Origin of the sequence: Nocardia sp. CDC160 (assembly GCF_035818795.1) — a bacterium.
Taxonomy (GTDB): Bacteria; Actinomycetota; Actinomycetes; order Mycobacteriales; family Mycobacteriaceae; genus Nocardia.
The window spans coordinates 1,088,988-1,105,471 of sequence record NZ_JAYKYT010000003.1; the positions used below are offsets into that span (position 1 = coordinate 1,088,988).

Sequence of the window (16,484 nt, forward strand, 5' to 3'; positions counted from 1 at the left end):
CCTTCTATTTCACGAGAACGACTTCTACTGTGCGCCCGCCCAGGCTGTCGACCACGAGTACCTGAGCGTGCTTGGGGATCGTCGATTCACCGTCGGCGGCGCGGGCCAGGAACCGTTCGGTTCCGAACCGCACCTCGATCACGACCTCGCCGAGATGGCCGGGCGTGATCGCGGCCGTCACCCGCGCGTATTTGCCGATCACGTCCGCAGCCATCAACACCCACCCTCGCAACCGCCAATGTCCGACCATCCACACGGTAAGCCTGGCCACCGACACTCACAATCGGCTTACGAAAACCTTGCAGACTTCGCGGTTGGTTACCATCGAACCCGATGCATGCCGACCTGATGCTCGACGCGTTGAACGGACTGTCCGTGGGTGACGCGGTCGGGGCCGAATTCCCCGTCCTGCGCCGCCCGCTCGCCGAACTCGCCACCGGCGAGCTGCCGCCCGGACGATGGGAGTGGACCGACGACACCGAGATGGCGTCGACCGTCGTCGCCGAACTGCTCGAATACGGTGAACTGGACCAGGATCGACTGGCCGCGGCCTTCGCCGAGCGCATCGACCAGCGCCGCGACTACGGCTTCATGACCGTGGACACGCTGGGCCGCATCCGGCGCGGCACGCCCTGGCGGGAGGTCACCGCGGCCGCGTTCGGCGGCCAGGGCTCCTGCGGCAATGGCGCGGCCATGCGGGTCGCTCCCCTGGGGGCCTACTACTTCGACAACCCGGAAACGGTTGCCGCCCAGGCGATCCGGTCCGCCCAGGTGACCCACGCCCATCCGGAGGGAATCTCCGGCGCGCTCGCCGTCGCCCACGCGGCCGCCCTGGCGGCGCACGCCCGTCGCACCGAAGTCCGCCCCACCCCAGAGCAATTCATCAGCGCCCTGCTCGACCGACTCGATCCCAGCGAGACAACCCGCCTGATCCACCGTGCCCGCGCCCTCCTCGGCGCTTCCATCGAGCAGGCCGCCGCCGAACTCGGCAACGGCGTCCGAGTAACCGCCCAGGACACCGTCCCCTTCACGATCTGGTCCGCCGCAACCCATCTCGACAACTACCGAGCCGCCGTAGCCACCTGCATCGCGGCGGGCGGCGACACCGACACGACCGCCGCCATCGTCGGCGGGATTGTCGCGACCTATGTAGGCGGGCCGCCGCAACCGTGGCTCGCCGCGCGCGAACCACTGCCCTCTTGGGTCGACCAGGCGCTGCAGAACCGGCGGAAGCCCGCCTCGCCCGGACGCTTCAGACGCTGGCTCTCCGGCACGAAATAATCACCGCTACCGCGTAATTCGAGCCTCCAGGCTCGCGAATTCACTCCAAACACAGGCGGGCCAGCTCCATGCGGCTGGCCACGCCCAGTTTCGGGAAGGCTCGATACAGGTGGTGGCCGACGGTTTTGGGGCTCAGGAACAGGCGGGCGGCGATTTCCTTGTTGGTTGCTCCGGTGGCGGCGAGGCGGACCACCTGGAGTTCCTGGGGGGTGAGGGCGGCGCGCAGGTCGGTTGTCGGTGTGCTGTCGGTGATTTCGCCGGTGGCGCGGAGTTCGGTGCGGGCACGTTCGGCCCACAGCTCGGCGCCCAGGCGTTCGAAGGTTTCCACCGCCCGGCGCAGCTGGACGCGGGCGTCGGCGCGGCGGCGTTCACGGCGCAGCCATTCGCCGTAGAGCAGGGCGGTGCGGGCGTGGTCGTACCAGAGTCCTTCGGCGGCTTGTAGTTTCAGGGCACCTTCGTAAGCGTCACCGTCGCCGTGCAGGGCGGCGTGGCCGCGCAGCGCGATGGCCTCGGCGAACGGGGAGCCCAGGGCATCGGCCCAGCGCTCGATTTCCGCCTGTGCCTGCGCCGCGCGGTCGGGTTGGCGCAGTCGGGCGGCGGCCTCCACGAGATCGCGCAGCAGGTGCAGCCAGTGGCCGCGCACTCGATCCGGGGTCTGATACAGCGCCTCGAGCCGATCCAGCGCCGACTCATGGTTTCCCAGACCCAGATCCAGGAGCCCCAATGCCCATTCGCAATGGGTCAGGTCGATGAAGTTGCCGTCGGCGGACGCGGAACGCAGTCCACGCGTGGCCAATTCGCGGCAGCGTGCCTCGTCGCCCTGGATGGCGGCCAGCACCGCCAGCAGGCCCTCGGCGTGCGCGACCCCGCCCGGCTGATCGATATCGCGGGCGATGCGCAGGCCCTCGGTCAGGGCGTCGCGGGCCTCGTGCAGGTGGCCCAGCATGAGTTCGGTATTGCCCAGGAGCACAGAGGCGGCCGGGAACCAGCCGATCATCCCTCGCGAGCGGACCTCCTCCAGGGCCCACAGCAGGACGTCGCGGGTGGCGGCCAGATCACCGACGAGCAGGGCCTGCCCGGCCAAGGTCAGCAGGACCGACGGTGTCCGGGTGTCCAAGGAACGGCTGAAGGCGACCGTCGCGCGGACCGTGGCTATCCCGGTCTCGAGATCGCCGGTAACCAATGCCAGCGGACCGTCCAGGGTGCCGAGCAGCGTCGACCGATTCGGTTCGGGCAGGGCCAGTTCCGCCATGCGCGCCCGCGCTTGCCGGACGGCTCGCAGATCGCCCTGGGTGTAGGCGGCCCGCCCGGCATTGACCAACATGGTCGCGGCCCGGTCGGGTTCGGTCGCGGCGGCCTGGGTCGCGGCGGCCAGCAACAGTTCTCGCGCCTTGCCCAGCTCACCGTCGTCGAAGGCGATCAGGGCGCGAGCCGCGCCCAGCCGAGCCCGCGCACCCGGCGTCAGCGGCAGCGCCTCCGCGGCCTGGGCAAGACGCTGCGCGCGATCGCAACGGCCCGCCTCGGCCGCCCACTCGACGGCCCGCACCAAACGCTCACCGCGCCGGGCGGGTTCGGGCGTGAACCCGGCGGCCCGCTCCATGGCGGTGGACGCGGCCGAGTACCCGGCCCGCTCCCGCGCGTTCTCGGCCGCGATTTCCAATGCGGCGGCAATGGTTTCGTCCGGACCGCTGGCCGCGGCCGCGAGATGCCAAGCACGACGGTCCGGTTCGAGGGACAGGCTCGCGCCGAGGGCGGCATGGACCGCGCGCCGCTCGGTGAATCCGGCGCTGTGATAGGCGGCGGCCCGCTGCAGGGGATGGCGGAAGCGGACGAGACCGGGATCGACGGTGACCATGCCCGAAGCCTCCGCCCGCGCCAAATCCGGTTCGCCGAGCCCCAATTCGGTCAATGCCCGCAGCACCAGCCCGAGATCGCCGGTCTCCTCCGCGGCGACCACCAGCAGTACGGTCCGCACCCCGGCACTCAGTCCGGCGATGTGATGTTCGAACCCGCTGCGCAGTCGGGCCGGGAGCGGGAGCGGACCCAGGCGCAGGATGTCGGGATCCATGCGCGGCAGTTCGAGCAGGGCCAGCGGATTGCCCATGGCCTCGAGCAGAATGCGTTCGGAGGCTTCGGTTTCCAGGTTCGGCCAACGATCGGCGAGGAGTCGGCGTGAGGCGTCGGTATCCAAGGGCGCGAGCTGCACCGTGGGAATCCCGGTCACGGCGAATTCACCGCGTCCGGCGAAGAGCATGACAATGCCCTCGTTGCCCAGCCGCCGCGCCACGAAGCGCAGGGCGTCGGCCGTCGCCTGATCCAGCCACTGCGCGTCGTCGATCAGGCACAGCACCGGTCCCGACGCGGACAGTTCGGCCAGCAGAGACAGTGTGGCCAGGCCGATTTGGAAGCGATCGACCGGCGCGGTGGGCGGCGCGAGGCCGATCGCGCTGCGCAGGGCCGCGCCCTGGTTTTCCGGCAGGGCATCGATCGGCAGATCACCGCCGGAGCCCGAGGCGAGCAGCCATTGCAGGCCCGCGAACGGCAGCTCGGATTCGCATTCCACACCCGCGCAGCGCAGAATCTGCCACCCCGTACCCGCCCTCGCGGCGGCGTGGTCGAGCAGCGCGGTCTTGCCCTCCCCCGCCTCACCGATCAGCGCGAGGCTGCCACTCTGCCCACCCTCGCCACACCTGTGCCCACCCTCGCCATACCTGTGCCCGCACTCGCCATTTCGCTGCCCGGCCTCGGCGTTTCGAATGAGGGCGTCGATCGACTCCACCTCCGAGTCCCGCCCGTACAGCGCCCCGCTCACTCGACTCGCCCGCCCAATCTGGCCTGCAAGCCGTCCAGCACGCGATCCAGCCCGTATTGGAATTTGACGTATCGCACCGCGCGGATATCGGATTCCCCGCGGAGGGCAAGCGTTTTCGAGAGTTTCGGATAGCCCGCCACGGCCCGCTCGACCACCGGTCGCAACTCGGCCAGCAACTCTTGCTCCGACTTGTCACCGCGCGCGATCTTGGTCAACCACGCGCACTCGGCGACACTCATACCGATCACGTAACCGAGCAAGGTCGACACGGCCGTATCGATCTCGGCGGCGGGATAGCCCGCGATATCGAGGACGCAGTACAGACTCTCGTTGAGCCGCAGCACATTCGGCCCCAGGTAGTACAGCCCCACCGCGGGCAGCGCGGCCGCGATCCACCCGTGCCGCGCGACCATCGATCGCATATTGTGCGCACTGGCGTTCAGCGCCATACGCCAGGTCTCCGGTCTACCGCAGTGCGGCACCTCGATTTCGGCGTAGACGCGATCCACCGCCAGTTCCAGCAGTTCCTCGCGATTGGCGACGTGCCGGTACATCGAGGTGGCCCCCGCTCCCAGCCGCGCGCCCAGCGTCCGCATGGTCAGCGCGTCGAGCCCCTCGGCGTCCATCAGCGAAACCGCTTCGTCCACAATGCGGTCCACCGTCAGCGCCGGACGTTCACGCCGTGGTCGCGCCCACACCGTCGGACTCGGCTGCACTCCGGACATCGACAATCCTCCTCGCGAGGCGTTCGACAGCCCGCCCCGCCAGGCTAGCGCACAGTGTGCGCATCTGCGAACAGTGCTCGCATATCGGCGCGATGGCGCGCTCGGGGTGTCGCGGTGGTGTCAGGGCCGGGGGTCAGACCCGGGGGCGTCCGGACTTGGCCAGCGCCACGGCATTCACGACGATCAGGCCGAGCAGACTGGCCCCGAACAGGACGGTCTGGGCGACCGCGGAATTGCCACCCGCCGCCACCCCGGAATCCGCGATGGTCTGCCCCTGCGAGTAGAGGAACAGGCAGACGGCGAGGCCGCCCACCGCCCAGCCCACCGTGAGGGCGCGGAAGACGGTGCGCGGGTGCAGGAACGAGGTGAGCGCGGGAAGGATCGACAGCGTCGCGGCCGAGCCGAGCAGCCAGGTGTAGTCGTGGCGCAGGAAGTGCCAGACGTCCTCGGAGGGCAGGCTGATCGAGCTCACGGCCACGCAGCCGAGCAGCGAAAGCAGCAGGGTCGCAATCGAGAAGGCGTCGGCGGGCAGGCGGGGGCGCACAGGGAGCGAATCGCCGAGCATCAGGGCGGCGATCGCGAGGATCCCGGCGAGCACCAGGGTGCCGGTTCCGAGGACGGTCAACCGCTCCCCGGACGCGCCCCGAATCGTATCGCCGACCAGGTTGTAACCGTCGTGGGTCCAGATGCGGTTCAGGCGCAGCAGCAGCGCCGTGCACCAGGCCCCGGCCCCGGCGGTGCCAATGATCAAGGCGGCGCAGATCTCGCGCGGCAGTGCGGGAAACAGCACTTTGAAACCGGCGACCGAGCCCGCGATCCACCCGGCCGCCACCAGGCTCAGCAAGGCGTAATGGCCCACGTAGACAACGGAATCCAGGTCCTGATCGGCCTCGTTGTAATGGACGAAGGGCGCTGTCAGACCCGAGCCGATCAGTACCGCACCGATGATCGAGAGCAGTCCGCCCAGCAGCGTGATGAAATCCGGAAAGCGTTCGCGCAATCCGGGCGTCACACCCTCGCGAGCGAGTCGCGGCCTGGCGATCCTGGGCAGTTGGGTCGATCGAACCGTCGTGTCCGAGTGCGGATTACGCGGCGAATCCGCCGGTCCGGGCCGCGCTGGTGTGTCGAGTGCGCGACGGGCGGCTGCGGCGAAGGTTGCGCAGTCGGGGTACCGATCGCCAGGATCCTTGGCCATGGCGATCTCGATCACCTCGTCCAGGCCGGGCGGCAGGTCCGGCACCAATTCCGAGGGACGCGGCGGCGGCGCGGTGAGGTGCGCCGAAATGACAGCGGCCTGATCCGGTCGCGGGAACGGCGTACTGCCCGTGAGGATTTCGAAGAACGTGCACCCGAGCGAGTAGATGTCGGCCCGATGGTCGGCCGGGGTCTCGCCGAAGCGTTCGGGTGCGGCGTAGGCGACGGTGGCCGTGGTACCGGTCAGCGTCAGGGTGTCGTCGAAGGCGCGCGCGATGCCGAAATCGGTGAGCGCCGCGCGGCCGTCCGCCCGATCCGACCGATCCACCAGGATATTCGCGGGCTTCACATCGCGGTGCAGCACTCCGCGCCGGTGCGCGTAGTCCAGCGCACTGCCCGCGTCGGTGATGAAGCGGACCGCGTCCTGCGCCCGCAGCCGTCCGCCCGCCGCGGCCAGCAGCTCGCCGATATCGCCGCCATTGATGTATCGCATGCACAGCCAAGGTATTTCGTCCTCGGGAGCGCTGCGGTCGTAGATCGGCACGATATCGGGGTGCTCGAGGCGCGCCGCCAAGGCCGCCTCCCGATCGAAGCGCGCGCGCCCCCGCGAGTCCAGCGGATGCGCGCCGCCGACCGCCGTGCCGAACACCTTCAGCGCGACATCCCGGTCCAGGCGCGGATGCCGCGCGAGGTACACCACGCCCATACCGCCCGCGCCGAGAACCCGCTCGATCCTGTAACCAGCGAAATCCGCTCCCGGATCGAGCCGCATCACCGATGCCCCTGTCACTTCGTCTATTGCCGACAAGCCGAATTCCCGTATACCAGCCCACCATCCGCCGCGCCACCGCACCGTCCCGCAAGGCCGTCGGAGCCGACCCGCATGATGGACGCATGCTTCCCACCGACCATCTGGAACGGGCGGACCGCCGCCCGGCCGTGATCGACACGCCCCTGGGCATTGTCGGGTTCTCCGTCGCACTCGGCGCGGACGTGCTACCGGCCACTCCGGATACCGTGTGGCGCTTGCCCAATGGCGCGCACCTGCACCGCTGGCGGCAATACGGCGCGACGGTGGATCTGCTGATCGGAAGCATCGACGTTCCGGCCTTCGACGGCGGCGCGCCGGTACCGCTGTGGGCCGCCATCTGGCAGGTGACCGCACAGACCGCCATACCGGGACTCGTCGTCACCGCCGAGATGACCGACCTGCCCGCCAATGCGCGCGGCGGCGTCGATTCGGGCGAATGCCTGGCCGCCGTCAGCGTGGAGACCGAGCGGCTCATGGTGTCGATCGGCGGCGCGGACACCGAATTGCTGGCCATGCAGGCCGCCGACGGCCGCCTGCTGCCCGCCGACTGGGCGGATTTGCTGCCCACCGACGACTACGACACCAGCACGGAATACGGTGTGCGCTACCACGATCCGGCCGGAATCGCCTGGCACCTCCCCGGCCTGACCACCCACCAGGCCGCCCGCCTCTGCATCGCCACCGCCTGGTGCCCCCGCGACGACGACCGTCCCGCCGCCTGGTTCGCGGTCGACATCCCCCTCGACACCGCCTACCTGGGCCTCATCGCCGACCCGACCTGATCGACGGCGCGGGCGGTGCACCGGTCCGGCCGCCGGGCCCGCGTCAGGCGAGGTGTTTGTGCAGGAAGGCCGCGATTTCGTCGGTGGCCGCGGCGGCCTCCGGGGTGTCGCGCATGGTCTGGTAGACGTGTGGCAGGCCCTCGCCGACGTTCAACGTCACCTCCACACCTGCGGAACGGGCGGAGTCGGCGAAGCGTTCGGAGTCGCTGAGGATCAGTTCGGCGGTGCCGACCTGGATCAGGAGCGGGGGCAGCGCGGTGGGATCACCGAAAATCGGTGAGGCCGAAGGGCTCAGCGGGTCCGCACCGGCCAGGTATCCGGCGAAGACGCCCCGGAGCATGGCGGGGGTGAAGATCGCGTCCTGTCCATCGCGTTCGGTCATCGACGCGCCCGAACCGGTCAGGTCCAGCAGCGGCGACAGCAGCACCGCGGCGGCGGGGAGATCCGCGCCCGCGTCGCGCAACTCCAGCAGCAGAGCCGTGATGAGGTTGCCGCCCGCCGAATCACCGGCCAGCGCAATCGAACTCGCGGGCAGGCCCTGGTCCTCGCGCAACCAGCGCCACACCGCGCGTACGTCCTCCAGCGCCGCCGGATACACGTGCTCGGGAACCATTCGATACTCCGGGAACAGCACTCGCAGCCCGGCCGCGCGGCCCAGGCGGGACGCCAGGTCACCGTGACTGGCCAGCGACCCGAGCGTGAAACCGCCGCCGTGCACGTACACCAGCACCCGATCCGTCCTGACACCCGGCGCGTCCACCCAGTGGGACGGGACACCGGCGGCCGAAACCTCGCTCACCCGAACATCGTCGGGCATGTCGTAGCGCTTGCCCCCGGGCAGGAAGTTCGCACGCAGCTCCTCGATCGGCGGCGGCGAGGCGGGGCGGTTGGCCTTGCGCTGTTCGAACAGCGCGATGATTTCCTGGATTTCCGGGCTGGGCATGGGATTCCCCTTCAGTTGCAAACTGTTCAGTCTCGAAAGCCTGAACTCGGTTCACCCACTTATTGTTCCGCGTGGACGGCCCCGAATACGAGACAACCCCGGCCCATTCGGACCGGGGTCGTAGCCGTCTCGGAGCTCAGGCCGTCTCGGGATTCAGGCGGTGCTGCCGTTGGTGGCCTCGGGCTTGGACTTCTCCTCGGCCCCGTCCTCGTCCTCGCGCCCGGCGATACCGTGCTCGGTACCCTCGTCCGCCTCCTGGTCCGGCTCCGGATGCTCCGGGGAGAACTCGGCGGGCAGGTTCTTGATGTGCTTGTTCATATTGCGAATGAGCAGGATCGTGCCCGCCAACAGCACCAGCACGATGACCAGACCCAGCGGTGAGGCCTTGCCGAACTCGGGGCCGGTGGGCGAATTGGTGCCCTGGGCGAGCAGCGTCAGCATCATCGGTCGGCGTCCTCGGTGTCCTGAGCGTCTTCGGTGTCCACGTCGTCGATGCCCGCGAACAGGTCGGTCTCCGGAATCGCGGTCTTGACCCGGGTCTTGGCCAGCTCGAATTCCTCGGTCGGCCACAGCCGCTGCTGCATCTCCGTCGGCACCGCGAAGAACGCGCCATTGGGATCGATCTGGGTGGCGTGTGCGCGCAGGGCGTCATCACGCTGCGGGAAGTACTTGGCGCACTCGACCTGGGTGGTGACCCGCGCCATGATGTCGCCGCGCTCGGCGGCGTACTTGCGCATGCGGTCCATCCACTCCTGCATGGGGAACGGTTCGCCGATGCGCTCGTACTCGTCGGCGAAGACCTCGAGGCGGGTGAGGCTGAAACCGTGGTTGTAGTACAGCTTCAGCGGCGTCCACGGCTCACCCGCGTCGGGGAACTTCGTGGGATCGCCCGCCGCCTCGAAGGCCGCGACCGAAACCTTGTGGCACATGATGTGATCCGGGTGCGGGTAGCCGCCCATCTCGTCATAGGTGGTCATGACGTGCGGGCGGAACTCGCGCACCACGCGGACCAGGGCCTCGGTGGCCACCTCCAGCGGCACCAGCCCGAAGCTGCCCTCCGGCAGCGGCGGCAGCGGATCGCCTTCCGGCAGACCGGAATCCACGAATCCGAGCCAGGTCTGTCGCACACCCAACGCCTCGGCGGCGGCGGCCATCTCCTCGCGGCGCACCTCGGTGATGCGGTCCTTGATGCCCGGGGTGTCCATGGCGGGATTCAGAATGTCGCCGCGTTCCCCGCCCGTGAGGGTGACCACCAGCACGTCATTGCCTTCGGCGGCGTAGCGCGCGGTGGTCGCCGCGCCCTTGCTGGATTCGTCGTCGGGATGGGCGTGCACCGCCATGAGGCGAAGACCACTCACTTCTCGTTCACCTCACCGATCACGTTTTTCACCTCGTAGCTATATGCCGGAGTCCAGGCACGGGCGTCAGATATGCATTCCCTATAGTTCCATCCGATCGTTGTTTGTTCCGACCTACCCCCCGGGAGCGTCCCCGACATGAGTGAAAGACCGGCCGACCGGTACGGGATCGCGCCTCGGAAGCAGCGCCGCTGGCTGCCGTACGCGCTCGGGGCGGTCGTCATTCTCGCCGGTCTCGGGGTGTCCTACCTGGGTTATCGCACCTACGGGCCGCAGGCCATCGAGCCGGATCGGATCGGCTACACGATCGTCGACGACTCCACCGTGAGCGTGGATTTCAAAGTGACACGCAAGGATCCGGGCAAAGCGGTCGTGTGCTTCGTGCGCGCCATGGACGGCGACACCGACGAGGTCGGCCGCCGCGAGGTGCTGGTGCCCGGCTCCGACTCCGGGACCGTCCGGGTGGTCACCGAGATCAAGACCTCCCGCCGCGCCGGGGCGGGCAATGTGTACGGGTGCACCGACCGTGTGCCGGGCTACCTGCGCGCCGGGTGAAAAGTCCGGTACACGACCCGCTTTGATGCTTCTACCTGCGCCTTTCCGAATCGTGCTAAAATGACGCGATACACGGTTCCGGACTTCGGAGCCGTGTTTGCTGCATTGACGGCCGGCGCTGTCGGGACTCTCCCCAGGGATCGCTCTGGCTGTCCACTGCTGTCGTGCCCATCTCCGGATGGCCACGGTAGCGGGCATCAGGGAATCCCGGCTTGCCGGGGACAACTACTAGGGAGTGATCGAGATGACTGAGACCGTGACTTGGCTGACCCCGGAGTCGCACGAGAGGCTCAAGAGCGAGCTCGACGCGCTCATCGCCAACCGTCCTGTCATCGCGGCCGAAATCAACGAGCGCCGTGAAGAGGGTGACCTCAAGGAGAACGGCGGTTACCACGCGGCGCGTGAGGAGCAGGGCCAGCAGGAGGCGCGCATTCGCCAGCTGCAGGAGCTGCTGAACAACGCCAAGGTCGGCGTGGCGCCCACCAAGTCCGGTATCGCCCTGCCCGGCTCGGTCGTCAAGGTCTATTACGACGGCGACGAGTCCGACACCGAAACCTTCCTCATCGCCACCCGCGAAGAGGGCCTCGGCAGCGCCGACCTCGAGACCTACTCCCCCAACTCCCCGTTGGGTGGCGCGCTCATCAACGCCAAGGTCGGCGAAACCCGCGAATACCAGCTGCCCAACGGCAACGTCATGAAGGTGACCCTGGTATCGGCGGAGCCGTACCACAGCTAATCAGGACCTCCCGTCATCGCAGCGGCCCCGGTCCTCACGGACCGGGGCCGAATTGCTTGACGGGGACCAACCGGTCGCGAAAGAAAGAAGCGCCGCACCAGATCTGGTGCGGCGCTTCTTTCCACTTCAGGGGCCGGGGGCAGCCCCGGAATCTTGTGGGGGTTCGGGGCGCAGCCCCCGAGGTGCTCCTGGGGGTTCGGGGGCGAAGCCCCTGAGAGCTCCTGAGAGTTAGGAAAGTGCCTGCTCGATGTCCGCCAGCAGGTCGCTGATGTCTTCGATGCCGACCGAGAGGCGGACCAGGTCGGCGGGGACCTCGAGGGCGGAGCCCGCGGTGGAGGCGTGCGTCATGGCGCCCGGGTGCTCGATGAGCGATTCCACGCCGCCGAGGGATTCGGCGAGGGTGAAGATCTTGGTCTTGGAGCAGAAGTCCAGGGCCGCCTCCTTACCGCCGTGGACGCGGACCGAGATCATGCCGCCGAAGCGTCGCATCTGCTTCTGGGCGGTGGTGTGGCCCGGGTGCTCGGGCAGGCCGGGGTAGATGACCTGGGCGATCTTCGGGTGGTTGGCCAGGAATTCGGCGATGGTCTCCGCGTTGTCGCAGTGCCGGTCCATGCGCAGGGCCAGGGTCTTGATGCCGCGCATGGTGAGGAAGGCGTCCATCGGGCCGGGGACCGCGCCCGCGCCGTTCTGCAGGAAGGCGAACTTGGTGTCCAGCTCCTGGTCATTGGTGATGAGCGCGCCGCCGACCACGTCGGAGTGGCCGCCCAGGTACTTGGTGGTCGAGTGCAGCACAATGTCCGCGCCCAGCAGCAGCGGCTGCTGCAGGTACGGCGAGGCGAAGGTGTTGTCCACCACCAGCTTCGCGCCGCCCGCGTGCGCGACCTCGGCCAGCGCCGCGATATCGCCGATATTCAGCAGCGGATTGGTGGGGGTCTCGACCCAGACCAGCTTGGTGTTCGGGCGCATGGCCGCGGCCACCGCGTCCACATCCGAGACCGGCGCGACCGAGTACTCGATGCCCCACTGGGTGAAGACCTTGTCGATCAGGCGGAAGGTGCCGCCGTACGCGTCGTTCGGGATCACCATGTGATCGCCCGGCCGCAGGTTCGCGCGAATCGCGCAGTCGGTGGCCGCCATGCCCGAGGCGAAAGCCCGCCCGTAGGTGCCCGATTCGAGCGCCGCCAGGTTCGCCTCCAGCGCCGTCCGGGTCGGATTCCCGGTGCGCGCGTACTCGTAACCCCCGCGCATCCCGCCGACCCCATCCTGGGCGAAGGTCGAACTCGCGTAGATCGGCACGTTCACCGCACCGGTCTGAGGGTCCGGATCGAACCCGGCGTGCACCGCCCGTGTGGAGAAACCCAGCTGATCGCTCATGCGAACAGCCTAGGGATATCGCCGCAAGGTCCCCGCTCCGGGGTTTCCAGCGGAGCTATGGTGGGCGAATGGTCACAGTGGACGAGCTCTTCGCCATCGATTCCCTACTCGATGAGGAGGAGCGCGCGATTCGGGATACCGTGCGGGCGTTCGCGGCGGAGCGGTTGCGGCCGCATATTTCGGAGTGGTTCGAGGCGGGGACGTTTCCGGCTCGGGAGTTGGCTCCGGAGTTGGGGAAGCTGGGGCTGTTGGGGATGCATCTGCAGGGGTACGGGTGCGCGGGGACGTCGGCCACGGCGTACGGGCTGGCGTGTTTGGAGCTCGAGGCGGTGGATTCCGGTGTGCGGAGCATGGTTTCGGTGCAGGGGTCGCTGGCCATGACCGCGATTCACAAGTACGGGTCCGAGGAGCAGAAGCTGCGGTGGCTGCCGGAGATGGCGGCCGGGCGGTTGATCGGATGCTTCGGGTTGACCGAGCCGGACTTCGGATCGAATCCGGGCGGGATGCGGACCCGGGCGCGGCGCGACGGGGACGACTGGGTGCTCGACGGGTCGAAGATGTGGATTACCAACGGGTCCGTGGCGGATGTGGCCATCGTGTGGGCGCAGTCGCGCGAGGGCGAGCGGGATGTGATCCGCGGGTTCATAGTTCCCACGGACACACCGGGATTCAGCGCGCGGGAGATGAAGCACAAGCTGTCGTTGCGGGCCTCGATCACCGCCGAGCTGTCACTGGACGGGGTACGCCTGCCCGCCGACGCGCAACTGCCGCAGGCGCGCGGGCTGGCCGCGCCACTGGGTTGTCTGTCGGAGGCGCGCTTCGGCATCGTCTTCGGGGCGCTCGGCGCGGCCCGCGATTGCCTTTCCGCCGCAATCGATTACGCGCGCACCCGGGAGGTCTTCGACAAGCCGCTGGCCGCCTATCAGCTCACCCAGGCCAAGCTCGCCGATATGGCGCTCGAACTCGGCAAGGGCGAACTGCTGGCGCTGCACCTGGGCCGGTTGAAGGACCGGCACGAGATCAGCAATGAACAGATCAGCGCCGGGAAGCTGAACAGCACCCGCGAGGCCATCAAGATCGCGCGCGAGTGCCGGACCATTCTGGGCGCGAACGGAATCACCCTCGAGTACCCGGTATTGCGGCACGCCAACAATCTGGAGTCGGTTCTCACCTACGAGGGCACCGCGGAGGTGCACCAGCTGGTCCTCGGCGAGGCCCTGACGGGAGCGAAAGCCTTCCGCTGACCAGCACTTCGGACGAATGCGTGATATGTCACAGCGGGTCCGCGCGGGGCCGGTCGATTGTTAGCATCACCGGGTGTTCGTGCCCGGCTCCGCGTTGCTCGTCGTCTCGGCGCGCAAAACCCTGAATCGCCTGCAGCGCACCCACGGAGCCCCCGCCGCGGAAGCGGCGGCGCTCTTCCCCGGCGTCAGCGCCGCGATCGACCAGCACGCCGCGGCCGTCCGCGACATCCTCGACCTGGGCGTCGAGAACTCCAGCCTGGTCCCCGCCAGCGTCCTGCTCGCCGGCTACGCCCGAGGCATCCTCGAAGACCTCCGCGACGCCGAGGCCGACTTCCCGATGTCCCTGCTCGACTGGCAGGACGCCGACTGGCTCCACCTCCGCCTCGCCGGAGTCTGCGCCCTCGCCCGCGCCTCCTGACAACAAGATCAGGGAGCACTCAGCGCGGAGAAGAAGGCCAAATTCCGCAGCGACAGCTCCCTGATCTTGATCAGCGACATGAGACAGCCCCGGAGAGGAAATCTCCGGGGCTGTTTGGGTTCTTTCTCCTGTCACGCCGGAAGGACGAGCGGCACTAGATCATTCCGCCGGGAGGCTCCGACGACTGCCCACCGGCCGCCTGCCCGCCGGGCCTGGGCATCTGGCCACCGGGCCGCGAAGGCTGCTGTCCCGGAGGCATCGGATGCCCACCATGCTCCGGCATCTCGCCGCGCCCGGGCATCTGGTCGGACCGCTGCCCCATCTGTCCGGGCTGCGGCGGCTGTCCAGGCATCGGACCACCCTGCCCATACCCGCCCTGCTGCCCATATCCCGTGTGCCCGTACCCCATTCGCCCCTCGGGCTCGGCCCACTTGCCCGGAGGCATCTGCCCCATGCCCTGCCCCGCCATCATCGGCTGCCCCATCATGGCGTTGCGCTGAGCCATCGCGGCCGCCTCCTGCGCCGCCCGCTGCCGAGCCGCGTCCTCGCGACCGCGCTGATACGCCTGGGCGTGCCCCTTCACCTCGGGCATCTCGCCCTCGATGGTGTCGAGCCAGCCCTCCCAGCGCTGCTGCATCGGCTTGATGAGCCCGCCGCCGAAACCCACGATCAGCACACCGCCGATGGTGGCCAGCACGGTGATCAGAATCGGCATGGTCACCGAGGTGCCGACCCCGATCTGATTGAGCGCGGCGATAATGCCGATGCCCCAAATGAACACGGCCGCAATGCGTCCCAGCATCCGTCCGTATTCCAGCCCGCTCAGCATGTTCGACACCATGTCCTGCACCACGCGCGCGATGGCACCCGCGATGCACACGATGACAATGGCGACCGCCAGCCGCGGCAGCCAGGCCACGATCCCGTTCAGCATGGTGGACACCGGATTCGGGCCGAAGACACCGAAGCCGAGTTGCAGAGTGATCAACAGGACCGCGTAGTACGCCAGCTTGGCGATGATGCCGGTGGCGTCGTACCGCCCGCGGGCGAGCATGTCCTTGATGCCGCCCCGCTCCACGAGGCGATCGAAGCCGACGCGATGCAGAACCTGGGTCACCAGCTTGGCCACGATCTTGGCCACCAACCAGCCGATGAGCAGAATCGCCAGGAAGCCGACGAACTTCGGCACCCAGGTGGCGATGGAACTCCACGCGTCCGAGAGTCCCGTCTGGATATCGATAGCCGATACCGAGGTGTGCATGACCCCGTCCCTTCGCTATCTGTCCCGGCCGGGTGCCGGAAACCGCTCCAAGGGGTCGTTATACGCCTAGTTGATCTTCGATTCGGAACGTTTGCGAAAGTGTTGCGGAATTGAGTGCGAGCGATTTGCCAGACATCGTGAAAACGCGATGGCCCACCCCTCATCAGGTAGGCCATCGCGCTGTGCGTCCGGATCTCTCCGAAAGATCTAGTAGGCGCTCGAGACGTTGTCCATCGAGCCATAGCGGTGCGCCGCGTAGTTGCAGGCAGCCACGATGTTGGCGACCGGGTCCCAGATATTCGTGGAGGTGCCCTCCACGTGGTACGCGTTGAAGGTCGGGTCGATCACCTGCAGCAGGCCCTTGGAGGGGATGCCCATGGCGGCATTGGAGTCGTACAGGTTGATCGCCTGCGGGTTGCCACTGGATTCGCGCAGGATGTTGCGCAGAATGCCGTCGTAGGTGCCCGGAATGCCGTTCTTGGCCATGATGTCCAGCGCCTGGCGGATCCAGCCGTCGAGGTTGTCGGCGTAGACGGGCGCGGGGGCGGGCATCGGGGCCGGGACGGGCGCGGCGGCGGCCGGGGCCGGAGCGGGCGCGGCAGGCTGCTCATTGGCCGGAGCCGCGGCGCTCAGCGTCGCCTTCAGCGCGGCGGGCTCGACGTCGCCATTGGCGGCACCGGCGGCGGTGATGATGGAACCGAAGACCCCGAGGGCGAGGGCGGCGGTACCGGCCGTGCGAACGGCGGCAACCACCTTGCTACGTCTAGCAGGGTCACTGAGAGCAGTCATAACATTCGTGGGCATGGCGAATTTGGATTCCTGTTCGGTTTCGGGCTCGCGGGCCTGAAGAAGGCAGCGCATTACCACACGGGCGTCTCACGACGCGCGTCTGCGCACTGCGGGCTGTTGTGGTTGCTGTTGTGAAACCCGTTACGGGTCAATGGAATTGGCGTACTCCATGGAGAGCGGTGGAGACTGTCGCGGCCTCCC

Annotated in this window: 16 protein-coding genes; 6 read left to right on the forward strand and 10 right to left on the reverse strand. The window is 68.3% G+C overall.

Annotated elements, in window-relative coordinates; translation table 11 throughout:
• Positions 1-4: 4 nt before the first annotated feature.
• Entirely contained in the window at positions 5-214 is a 210-nt protein-coding gene (locus VMT40_RS19680) for a hypothetical protein (protein ID WP_326359837.1), read from the reverse strand.
• A gap of 119 nt (positions 215-333) precedes the next feature.
• On the opposite strand from VMT40_RS19680, the gene VMT40_RS19685 reads away from it, so the two are divergent.
• On the forward strand, positions 334-1,281 hold the full coding sequence (locus VMT40_RS19685) for an ADP-ribosylglycohydrolase family protein (RefSeq protein ID WP_326359838.1): 948 nt from the start codon (positions 334-336) through the stop codon (positions 1,279-1,281).
• A gap of 40 nt (positions 1,282-1,321) precedes the next feature.
• Here the strand turns inward: VMT40_RS19685 and VMT40_RS19690 are convergent, their stop codons facing one another.
• From VMT40_RS19690 to VMT40_RS19700, 3 genes are all read right to left on the reverse strand, one after another.
• Complete coding sequence (locus VMT40_RS19690) at positions 1,322-4,093, reverse strand: helix-turn-helix transcriptional regulator (protein ID WP_326359839.1); 2,772 nt, start codon at positions 4,091-4,093, stop codon at positions 1,322-1,324.
• Positions 4,090-4,818 carry a TetR/AcrR family transcriptional regulator gene (locus VMT40_RS19695; protein WP_326359840.1) on the reverse strand — a complete coding sequence of 243 codons (729 nt, stop codon included), beginning with the start codon at positions 4,816-4,818 and terminating at the stop codon, positions 4,090-4,092. Before VMT40_RS19695 ends, VMT40_RS19690 begins: the two co-directional genes overlap by 4 nt.
• 133 nt (positions 4,819-4,951) lie before the next feature.
• Positions 4,952-6,802: a serine/threonine-protein kinase gene (locus tag VMT40_RS19700; RefSeq protein WP_326359841.1), complete on the reverse strand. Its 1,851-nt coding sequence runs from the start codon at positions 6,800-6,802 to the stop codon at positions 4,952-4,954.
• A 104-nt stretch (positions 6,803-6,906) separates the two neighbouring features.
• Between VMT40_RS19700 and VMT40_RS19705 the strand changes: the two genes are divergently transcribed.
• Positions 6,907-7,605 (forward strand): hypothetical protein, encoded by a 699-nt coding sequence (locus tag VMT40_RS19705; RefSeq protein WP_326359843.1) that lies wholly within the window; start codon positions 6,907-6,909, stop codon positions 7,603-7,605.
• Between the two features lie 43 nt (positions 7,606-7,648).
• On the opposite strand, the gene VMT40_RS19710 is transcribed toward VMT40_RS19705, so the two are convergent.
• The 3 genes from VMT40_RS19710 to mca all read right to left on the reverse strand — a co-directional run bounded on the left by VMT40_RS19710 (position 7,649) and on the right by mca (position 9,888).
• Positions 7,649-8,548, reverse strand: a complete 900-nt coding sequence (locus VMT40_RS19710) for an alpha/beta hydrolase (protein WP_326359844.1) — start codon at positions 8,546-8,548, stop codon at positions 7,649-7,651.
• Between the two features lie 153 nt (positions 8,549-8,701).
• Positions 8,702-8,989, reverse strand: coding sequence for a hypothetical protein (locus VMT40_RS19715; protein WP_326360261.1), 288 nt, complete (start codon positions 8,987-8,989; stop codon positions 8,702-8,704).
• Positions 8,989-9,888 (reverse strand): mycothiol conjugate amidase Mca, encoded by a 900-nt coding sequence (mca, locus tag VMT40_RS19720; RefSeq protein WP_326360263.1) that lies wholly within the window; start codon positions 9,886-9,888, stop codon positions 8,989-8,991. Before mca ends, VMT40_RS19715 begins: the two co-directional genes overlap by 1 nt.
• 156 nt (positions 9,889-10,044) lie before the next feature.
• On the opposite strand from mca, the gene VMT40_RS19725 reads away from it, so the two are divergent.
• A complete protein-coding gene (locus tag VMT40_RS19725; protein ID WP_326359845.1) occupies positions 10,045-10,461 on the forward strand; it encodes a DUF4307 domain-containing protein in 417 nt (138 codons plus the stop codon).
• Positions 10,462-10,705: 244 nt separating this feature from the next.
• Complete coding sequence (gene greA, locus VMT40_RS19730; RefSeq protein WP_326359847.1) at positions 10,706-11,197, forward strand: transcription elongation factor GreA; 492 nt, start codon at positions 10,706-10,708, stop codon at positions 11,195-11,197.
• Positions 11,198-11,425: 228 nt separating this feature from the next.
• Here the strand turns inward: greA and VMT40_RS19735 are convergent, their stop codons facing one another.
• Entirely contained in the window at positions 11,426-12,571 is a 1,146-nt protein-coding gene (locus VMT40_RS19735; protein WP_326359848.1) for a cystathionine gamma-synthase, read from the reverse strand.
• 68 nt (positions 12,572-12,639) lie between these two features.
• Here VMT40_RS19735 and VMT40_RS19740 point away from each other — a divergent pair, with 68 nt between their 5' ends.
• On the forward strand, positions 12,640-13,815 hold the full coding sequence (locus VMT40_RS19740) for an acyl-CoA dehydrogenase family protein (protein ID WP_326359849.1): 1,176 nt from the start codon (positions 12,640-12,642) through the stop codon (positions 13,813-13,815).
• Between the two features lie 73 nt (positions 13,816-13,888).
• Positions 13,889-14,233: a DUF6401 family natural product biosynthesis protein gene (locus VMT40_RS19745; protein WP_326359851.1), complete on the forward strand. Its 345-nt coding sequence runs from the start codon at positions 13,889-13,891 to the stop codon at positions 14,231-14,233.
• 154 nt (positions 14,234-14,387) lie between these two features.
• Here the strand turns inward: VMT40_RS19745 and VMT40_RS19750 are convergent, their stop codons facing one another.
• Both VMT40_RS19750 and VMT40_RS19755 read right to left on the reverse strand, forming a co-directional pair.
• Positions 14,388-15,494, reverse strand: coding sequence for a mechanosensitive ion channel family protein (locus VMT40_RS19750; RefSeq protein ID WP_326359852.1), 1,107 nt, complete (start codon positions 15,492-15,494; stop codon positions 14,388-14,390).
• 207 nt (positions 15,495-15,701) lie between these two features.
• Positions 15,702-16,247, reverse strand: a complete 546-nt coding sequence (locus VMT40_RS19755) for a transglycosylase SLT domain-containing protein (protein ID WP_326359853.1) — start codon at positions 16,245-16,247, stop codon at positions 15,702-15,704.
• Between the last annotated feature and the right edge of the window lie 237 nt (positions 16,248-16,484).

Bases quoted from the DNA above. Each gene is read 5' to 3' on its own strand.
- VMT40_RS19750 (WP_326359852.1), bottom strand. From the start codon at position 15,494: ATGCACACCTCGGTATCGGCTATCGATATCCAGACGGGACTCTCGGAC.
- VMT40_RS19705 (WP_326359843.1), top strand. From the start codon at position 6,907: ATGCTTCCCACCGACCATCTGGAACGGGCGGACCGCCGCCCGGCCGTG.
- VMT40_RS19680 (WP_326359837.1), bottom strand. From the start codon at position 214: ATGGCTGCGGACGTGATCGGCAAATACGCGCGGGTGACGGCCGCGATC.
- greA (WP_326359847.1), top strand. From the start codon at position 10,706: ATGACTGAGACCGTGACTTGGCTGACCCCGGAGTCGCACGAGAGGCTC.
- VMT40_RS19740 (WP_326359849.1), top strand. From the start codon at position 12,640: ATGGTCACAGTGGACGAGCTCTTCGCCATCGATTCCCTACTCGATGAG.
- VMT40_RS19685 (WP_326359838.1), top strand. From the start codon at position 334: ATGCATGCCGACCTGATGCTCGACGCGTTGAACGGACTGTCCGTGGGT.
- VMT40_RS19725 (WP_326359845.1), top strand. From the start codon at position 10,045: ATGAGTGAAAGACCGGCCGACCGGTACGGGATCGCGCCTCGGAAGCAG.
- VMT40_RS19710 (WP_326359844.1), bottom strand. From the start codon at position 8,548: ATGCCCAGCCCGGAAATCCAGGAAATCATCGCGCTGTTCGAACAGCGC.
- VMT40_RS19695 (WP_326359840.1), bottom strand. From the start codon at position 4,818: ATGTCCGGAGTGCAGCCGAGTCCGACGGTGTGGGCGCGACCACGGCGT.
- VMT40_RS19735 (WP_326359848.1), bottom strand. From the start codon at position 12,571: ATGAGCGATCAGCTGGGTTTCTCCACACGGGCGGTGCACGCCGGGTTC.
- VMT40_RS19715 (WP_326360261.1), bottom strand. From the start codon at position 8,989: ATGCTGACGCTGCTCGCCCAGGGCACCAATTCGCCCACCGGCCCCGAG.
- mca (WP_326360263.1), bottom strand. From the start codon at position 9,888: ATGGCGGTGCACGCCCATCCCGACGACGAATCCAGCAAGGGCGCGGCG.